This window comes from Agromyces sp. NPDC055520 (assembly GCF_053619715.1).
The window spans coordinates 1-7,189 of the sequence record NZ_JBSHJY010000075.1 but is presented as its reverse complement, the minus strand read 5'-3'; the positions used below and the strand labels follow the sequence as shown (position 1 = coordinate 7,189).

At 71.0% G+C, this 7,189-nt stretch carries 6 protein-coding genes; 4 read left to right on the top strand and 2 right to left on the bottom strand.

All coding sequences use genetic code 11. From position 1 onward, the window contains the following. Positions 1 to 273: 273 nt before the first annotated feature. On the bottom strand, positions 274 to 1,083 hold the full coding sequence (locus ACWGST_RS16705) for a Bax inhibitor-1/YccA family protein (protein ID WP_452047793.1): 810 nt from the start codon (positions 1,081 to 1,083) through the stop codon (positions 274 to 276). A gap of 175 nt (positions 1,084 to 1,258) precedes the next feature. On the opposite strand from ACWGST_RS16705, the gene ACWGST_RS16700 reads away from it, so the two are divergent. The 4 genes from ACWGST_RS16700 (at position 1,259) to ACWGST_RS16685 (ending at position 6,528) form a co-directional block, all read left to right on the top strand. Beyond that, positions 1,259 to 2,317, top strand: coding sequence for a glycerophosphodiester phosphodiesterase family protein (locus ACWGST_RS16700; RefSeq protein WP_452047792.1), 1,059 nt, complete (start codon positions 1,259 to 1,261; stop codon positions 2,315 to 2,317). Between the two features lie 67 nt (positions 2,318 to 2,384). Further along, the gene (locus tag ACWGST_RS16695; protein ID WP_452047791.1) at positions 2,385 to 4,862 is read left to right on the top strand and encodes an ATP-dependent helicase; all 2,478 of its coding nucleotides are present in this window, start codon (positions 2,385 to 2,387) and stop codon (positions 4,860 to 4,862) included. Between the two features lie 2 nt (positions 4,863 to 4,864). After that, entirely contained in the window at positions 4,865 to 5,980 is a 1,116-nt protein-coding gene (locus tag ACWGST_RS16690; RefSeq protein ID WP_452047790.1) for an FUSC family protein, read from the top strand. Beyond that, positions 5,977 to 6,528, top strand: a complete 552-nt coding sequence (locus ACWGST_RS16685; protein ID WP_452047789.1) for an NUDIX domain-containing protein — start codon at positions 5,977 to 5,979, stop codon at positions 6,526 to 6,528. The genes ACWGST_RS16690 and ACWGST_RS16685 overlap by 4 nt, the downstream gene beginning before the upstream one ends. A 51-nt stretch (positions 6,529 to 6,579) precedes the next feature. Here ACWGST_RS16685 and ACWGST_RS16680 read toward each other — a convergent pair. Continuing rightward, positions 6,580 to 7,189, bottom strand: a 610-nt coding sequence (locus ACWGST_RS16680; protein ID WP_452047788.1) for a VIT1/CCC1 transporter family protein, incomplete at its 5' end; no start/stop codon positions are given.

The following is a 7,189-nucleotide window of genomic DNA, read 5'->3' as shown; positions in this document are numbered from 1 at the left end:
GGTGCCCGTGGTCACCGGCGTGGTGCTCCCCGTCACGACGACGCCGCCGGGCACCATCGTGGGGGTGTTGTGCCGCTCCTGACTGGCGCGAGGGGCGCCGGCCGGGGGGCCGGCGCCCTTCGGCGTGTGCGCGGTCGATTGCCCTGAGTTGCACGATGAATCGGGTGACATGCCGGGTGCCCGCGGCGTGCCGCGCGAATCATCGTGCAACTCGACACTCGGAAACACGAACGGCCGCCCGAGGGCGGCCGTTCGATGGTGCGAAGCGAGAGGTCAGTCGCTCGACTGCACGATCGCGAGCATGCGCAGGATCTCGAGGTACAGCCAGATGACCGTGACCATGATGCCGAAGACGCCCGACCACTCGTACTTCTTCGGGGCGCGGTTGCGCACGCCCTGCTGGATGAAGTCGAAGTCGAGCACGAGCGAGTAGGCCGCCATGATGACGACGAGCACGCCGAGGATGAGGCCGATCGGGATGCCGAAGATCTCTTCGGAACGCAGGCCGAAGGCGTTGTCGGTGGCGCCGAAGATCATGAGGCCGAAGTTCACGAGCGAGAAGACGCCGTAGCCGATCATCGCGATGAGGAAGATCTTGGTGGCCTTCTTCGACGCGCGGATCTTGCCCGAGGCGAAGAGCGCGAGGGTCACGCCGACGACGACGAGCGTCGCGATGACGGCCTGCCCGACGATGCCCGGGAACATCGTCTCGTAGAACGCCGAGATGCCGCCGACGAAGACGCCCTGCACACCCGCGTACGCGAGCACGAGAGCGGGTGACGGCTGCTTCTTGAAGATGTTGACGAGGGCGAGCACGAAGCCGACGATTCCGGCGCCGATCCAGAGGAACGGCAGCGACTCGGTCGTGACCCAGCCGAGGGCGGCGCCCACGACGAGCAGGCCGAACGCGACGGCCGACTTCTGGATGGTCGTCTCGACCGTCATGGTCTCGCCGGCGGGCGGCGTCGACGGCTGGTTGTACATCTCTTGCAGCTGCTGGGCCGAGATGTCTTGCGCTGCGGCCACGCCCCCCTGAGCGGAGAACGCGGAATTCCGCGAGAAGGCGGGGTTGTCGAGAGCCATGGTTTTCCTCTGCTTTCGGCTGCGTCGAAGCGACGGGGAGCGGGTGGGCGGCGGCACGAGGCATCCGCACCCCTGCCAACCTACCTGAGTCGTCAGTGACAACGCCGTGAGTTCTCACGACATTCCCCCGCCGGCATGCCGCGTCGTCGGGCCCGGTGCTGACTACGCTTGGCGCATGCAGCACCACACCGCCCCGCGCCCGCTCGTGATCGGGCACCGCGGCGCACCGGGGTATCGGCCCGAGCACACGCGCTCGGCCTACGAACTCGCGTTCGCGCTCGGCGCCGACGCCGTCGAGCCCGACATCGTCGCCACTCGCGACGGCGTGCTCGTGCTGCGGCACGAGAATGAGATCTCGGGCACCACGGATGTCGCGGACCGCCCTGAATTCGCCGGCCGCCGCACCACGCGCGAGGTCGACGGCACCGCCCTCACCGGCTGGTTCACCGAGGACTTCACGTGGGCCGAACTCGCGACGCTGCGCGCGCGCGAACGCCTCGGGGCGCTGCGCCAGTCGAGCGCGAGCTTCGACGGGCGCTACCCGATCATCAGGCTCCGCGACCTCTTCGAGATCATCGACGTCGCCGCCGACGAACAGCGGCGACTGCTGCGCATGGTGGCCGAGTTCAAGCACGCCGCGCACTTCGACGCGCTCGGACTGCCGCTCGACGAGCTGTTCCAGGCCGAGCTCGATGCGGCGGGGTGGGGCCGCGGCGATGAGCGGCTCGTCATGGAGGCGTTCGAGCCGACGCTGCTCGATCGGCTCGGGGCACGCGGCATCCGGGGCAAGCGGGTGTTCCTCATCGAGGCCGCGGGTGCGCCGTGGGACCTCGTGCGAGACCTGGGCGGCGCCGCACCGCGCTACGACGCGTTCATGACCGAGGCGGGCCTGCTCGGCCTCGCCGGTCGCTTCGACGGTGTCAGCGTCGGCAAGGCACGGCTCGTCGGCAGGGCGGGCGCGGCAGCGAAGGCGAAGCGAGCGGATGCCGCGGGGCCGCCGCTGCACGGCGCCGAGCTGGTCGACGCGGCGCACGCCGCCGGCCTCGAGATCTACACCTGGACGCTGCGGCCCGAGAACCGCTTCCTCGCTCCGGAGTTCCGCCGGGGCTCGGTGCGCGCGGCGTACGGCGACTGGCTCGGCGAGTTCGCGCGCGTGATCGAGACGGGCGTCGACGGGGTGTTCCTCGACCACCCCGACCTCGGGGTCGAGGCCCGCCGGCTCGCGCAGGGCTGAGTGCGCGGCCGAGGGGACACTCGGGTCGAGGGGGACTGTCGGGGGCCGCGCCTAGAATTGAACCGACATGACGCTGATCCTCGACCCCGACGACCCGGCCGGCTGGCGCGAGGCGCCGCCCGCGACCTCCACCGGCCACGCCGGCTCCCATTCCGGCTCCCGGCTGACCGACGGGCTGAACCCCGAGCAGCGCGAGGCGGTCGAGTACCGCGGGCCTGCGCTGCTCATCGTCGCGGGCGCCGGCTCGGGCAAGACCCGGGTGCTCACGCACCGCATCGCGAGCCTCATCGAGAGCCGTGAGGCGTGGCCGAGCCAGATCCTCGCGATCACCTTCACCAACAAGGCGGCGGCCGAGATGCGCGAGCGCGTCCAGGCGCTGCTCGGCGAGAGCGCGTCGGGCATGTGGATCTCGACGTTCCACTCGGCGTGCGTGCGCATCCTGCGGCGCGAGGCCGAGTCGATCGGGCTGTCGTCGACGTTCACGATCTACGACTCGGCCGACCAGCGCACGATTCTCAAGCGCATCATCAAAGAGCTCGACGCCGACACCTACGGCTTCACGCCGGCGAGCGCGCAGGCCAAGATCTCGAAGCTCAAGAACGAGCTCGCCGACGTCGAGACGTACGCGCGCAACGCGAACACGAACGACCCGCAAGAGCGCATGTTCCTCGAGATCTTCCGCCAGTACACGCAGCGGCTGCGTGCGGCGAGCGCCCTCGACTTCGACGACCTGATCGCCGAGACGGTCTACCTGTTCCGGGCGTTCCCGAAGGTCGCCGCGCTCTACCAGCGCCGGTTCCGGCACATCCTCGTCGACGAGTACCAAGACACGAACCACGCCCAGTACTCCCTGATCCACGAGCTGACGAGGGCGGTGCCGCGCGAGATCGTCGCCGAGCTCGACGAGCACGGCATCCTGGTGCGCGGCCTGACGGATGCCTCGGGGGCGATCCCCGGAGCGAGCCTCACGGTCGTCGGCGACTCCGACCAGTCGATCTACGCGTTCCGCGGCGCCGACATCCGCAACATCTCCGAGTTCGAGCGCGACTTCTCGGGGGCGAAGGTCGTGCTCCTCGAGCAGAACTACCGCTCGACGCAGAACATCCTGTCGGCGGCCAACGCCGTGATCTCGAACAACTTCGACCGCAAAGAGAAGAAACTCTGGACGGCCGACGGCGATGGCGACCAGATCGTCGGCTACACGGGGTACACCGCACATGACGAGGCGCAGTTCATCGCCGACGAGATCGAGTCGCTGCACCGCGAGGGAGTCGCGTACCGCGACATCGCCGTCTTCTATCGCACCAACGCGCAGACCCGTGCGCTGGAGGAGATCTTCGTGCGCTCGGCGCTGCCCTACCGCGTCGTCGGCGGCACGAAGTTCTACGAGCGGGCCGAGATCAAAGACGCGATGGCCTACCTCATCGCCGTCGCGAACCCCGTCGACGAGCTCGCACTCCGGCGCATCCTGAACACCCCGAAGCGCGGCATCGGCCCGGCCACCGAGACGTCGCTCGCCCAGTTCGCCGAGCAGAACGAACTCACCTTCCGCCAGGCGATGCGCGAGGTCGAGGGGCTCGGGCTCGGGCCGAAGGTCACGCGCGCGATCTCGGGGCTCGCGCAGGTGCTCGACGAGGCGGCGGCGATGCTCGTGCCGTCGGCCGAGGGCATCGAGGCGGGCACCAACGTCGGGGCCGCGAAGGTCTCCGACGTGCTCGTCTTCCTCATGGAGCGCTCGGGCCTGCTCGACGCGCTGCGCAACAGCCGCGACCCGCAAGACGAGACCCGCGCCGAGAACGTCGAAGAGCTCGTCGCGCAGACCCGCGACTTCGATCGCGAGAACCCGGGTGCGACGCTCGTCGACTTCCTCACCCAGGTCTCACTCGTGGCTGCGGCCGACGAGCTCGACGATGCATCCGGCACCGTCTCGCTCATGACGCTGCACACGGCCAAGGGCCTCGAATACCACGCCGTCTTCCTCACCGGCATCGAAGAGGGACTGCTGCCGCACCAGATGTCGGCCTCCGAACCGGGCGGGCCCGCCGAAGAGCGGCGTCTCTTCTACGTCGGCATCACGCGTGCCCGCAAGCGCCTCTACCTCTCGCTCGCCATGAGCCGGGCGCAGTTCGGCGAGGTCGCCGTGGCCATGCCGTCGCGCTACCTGCAGGAGATCCCCGAGGGGCTCATCGACTGGCGGCAGTCTCCCGGCATGGCGACGAGCCGCGGCGGCACGCGCCCCCGCGCGCTGAACGCCCGGCCGGGGCAGGGCGGCGCCTGGGGCACACGCGATCGCGACCTCGAGCGGTTCAGCGTGACTCGTTCCGACAAGCCGAAGACCGAGTGGGCGAACCGGGTCACCGGCACGGTGCGCGACAACGGCGACCTCACGCTCGCTGCCGGCGACCGCATCCGCCACACCGATTTCGGCGAGGGTACGGTTTCGCAGGTCACCGGCGAGGGTACGAAGCGCATCGCGCACGTGAGCTTCGACACGGCCGGGCAGAAGAAGCTGCTCATCAAGATCGCGCCGATCGAGAAGATCTAGCGATGGCCGAACGGCGGGGCTCGAGGCGACCCGAGGGCCTGTTCGCCCGTCTCCGTTCGCTGCGCGCACTCGACCTCGAGGTGGCGTTGCGTGCGGCGCTCGCCGCGGTCGTACCGCTCGTGGTGCTCGTCGTGCTCGACCGAGTCGACCTCGCCGCATACGCGGCCTTCGGCGGCATGACGGCGATCTTCGGACGGAGCGAGCCGTACCGCACGCGCCTGCGCACGGTCACGGCTGCCGGCGCCGTGCAGCTCGGCGCGATCGGTGTCGGCATCCTGCTCTCGGCCGTCGACGCCCCGGTCGCCGTCGAGGCCGTGGCGCTCGCCGTCGTCATCGCGCTCGTGATCCTCGTCTTCAACACCTTGGGCGTCACGCCTTCGGGGCCGCTGTTCGCCGTCTTCGCGGTTCTCGTCTGCGCAGCGCAGCCGGTCGACGACGGCAGCGGCTGGCTCCGCTGGGGCGTCGCGGCGGCCGCTGCGGCGTTCGCATGGCTGCTGGCGATGTCGGGGTGGCTGCTGCGCCGCGTCGTGCGCGCGCGCGAGGAGGAGATCTTCAAGGAGCTTCCCCGGCGGGCTCCGGTGCGCGTGCGTGCGTACGCCGACCCCAGGGTCTGGCTGAACGCGGCGCAGAACGTGTGCGCCGCACTCGCCGCCGGGGGTGTGGCACTCCTGCTCGGCATCGGCCACCCGTATTGGGCGGTCGTCAGCGCCGTCGCGGTGATACCGCCGGCGCGCGCCGCCCACACCGTGCAGCGAGCCTGGCACCGGGTCGTCGGCACCGCCGTCGGCGTCGGCGTCACCGGCCTCGTGCTCTGGCCGGAGCCGCCGGTCTGGGTGCTCGTCGCCGTGGTCGCGGTCTGCCAGTTCGGTGCCGAGCTCCTCGTCGGCCGGCACTACGGAGCTGCACTCGTCTTCGTCACGCCGCTCGCCCTCACGGTCGCGCATCTCGCGGGCCCGGTGCCAGTGCCGGTGCTGCTCGGCGATCGGCTCATCGAGACCGTCGTCGGCGCCGCCTTCGGCGTCGCTGCGGTGCTCGCCGCCCAGCGGTTCGTCGAGCGCGTGCCGATGCCGCCGCCGACCGCGGCGACTCCCAGTATCCGACCGATGGGGCACCCGTGAACTGGCCGACGCGCGCCTCGCGCACTGTGTACGAGAACCGGTGGATCCGGGTGGTCGAAGACGAGGTCGTGCGGCCCGACGGCGAGGTCGGCATCTACGGCGTCGTCGAGACGGCGAACCCGGCCGCGTTCGTCGTCGCCGTCACCGACGACGACGAGGTGCTGCTCGTCACGCTCGACCGGCACACCGTCGGTACGAGCGTCGAAGTGCCGGCCGGCGGCACCGACGGCGAAGACCCGCTCGTCGCCGCGCAACGCGAACTCGCCGAAGAGACAGGCTACGAGGCATCCGATTGGCGTGAGATCGGCCGCATGACGGCGCTCAACGGCATCGCCCGCGCACCCGAGCACGTGTACCTCGCGACCGGGCTCCGCCGAGCGGGCGACGCCGACGCCTCGCACGAGAGCCGCCGCGAAGAAGGCATCTCGGCCGTTCGCGCCGTGCTGTGGCCCGAGGTCATGCGGATGGTGCGCGCCGGCGAGATCACCGACGGCGAGACCGTGGCGGCGCTCATGTACGCGGCGCTCGCGCTCGGGCGCGTGGGCTGAGCCAGGGCGCGACGCCGAGCAAGCGGCCGCGATCTCGACCTCGGCGGCGGATCAGACCGCCCCGCCGAGCAGCCCGCCGATCACCCAGGTGACGGCGAGCGCGAGCCCACCGCCGATCGTGACGCGGGCGATGGCACGCCCCCGCGGCGCCCCGCCGATCCACGCGCTCAGCCACCCCGTGATCGCGAGCGCGACGACGACCGCGATGAAGGTCGTCGGGATCCGCCATTCCGGCGGCGGCAGCAGGATGGCGAGCATCGGCAGCACCGCGCCGACGACGAACGAGAGAGCGGATGCCCCGGCCGCATGCCAGGGGTTGGCGACGTCGTTCTGGTCGATGTGCAGTTCGGCCTCGAGGTGGGCGGCGAGTGCGTCGTGGGCCGTGAGCTCGCGGGCGACGGCCTCGGCCGTCTCGGCCGTGAGCCCCTTCGCCCGGTAGAGGCCGGCGAGTTCGGTGAACTCCTGCTCGGGCATGGTGTCGAGCTCCCAGCGCTCCTTCGCGATGAGCGCCCGCTCGGTGTCGCGCTGGCTCGACACCGACACCGTCCGGGCCCCGCGCCGTACGTGCCGTGCGCCGAAGGGTCCGTCGGCCGCCGAGCCGCCCGCTCCGCCCGCGCACCGGGCCGGCCGGCCGTCGCGCCCGCGCCGCGCCGTAGTGCAC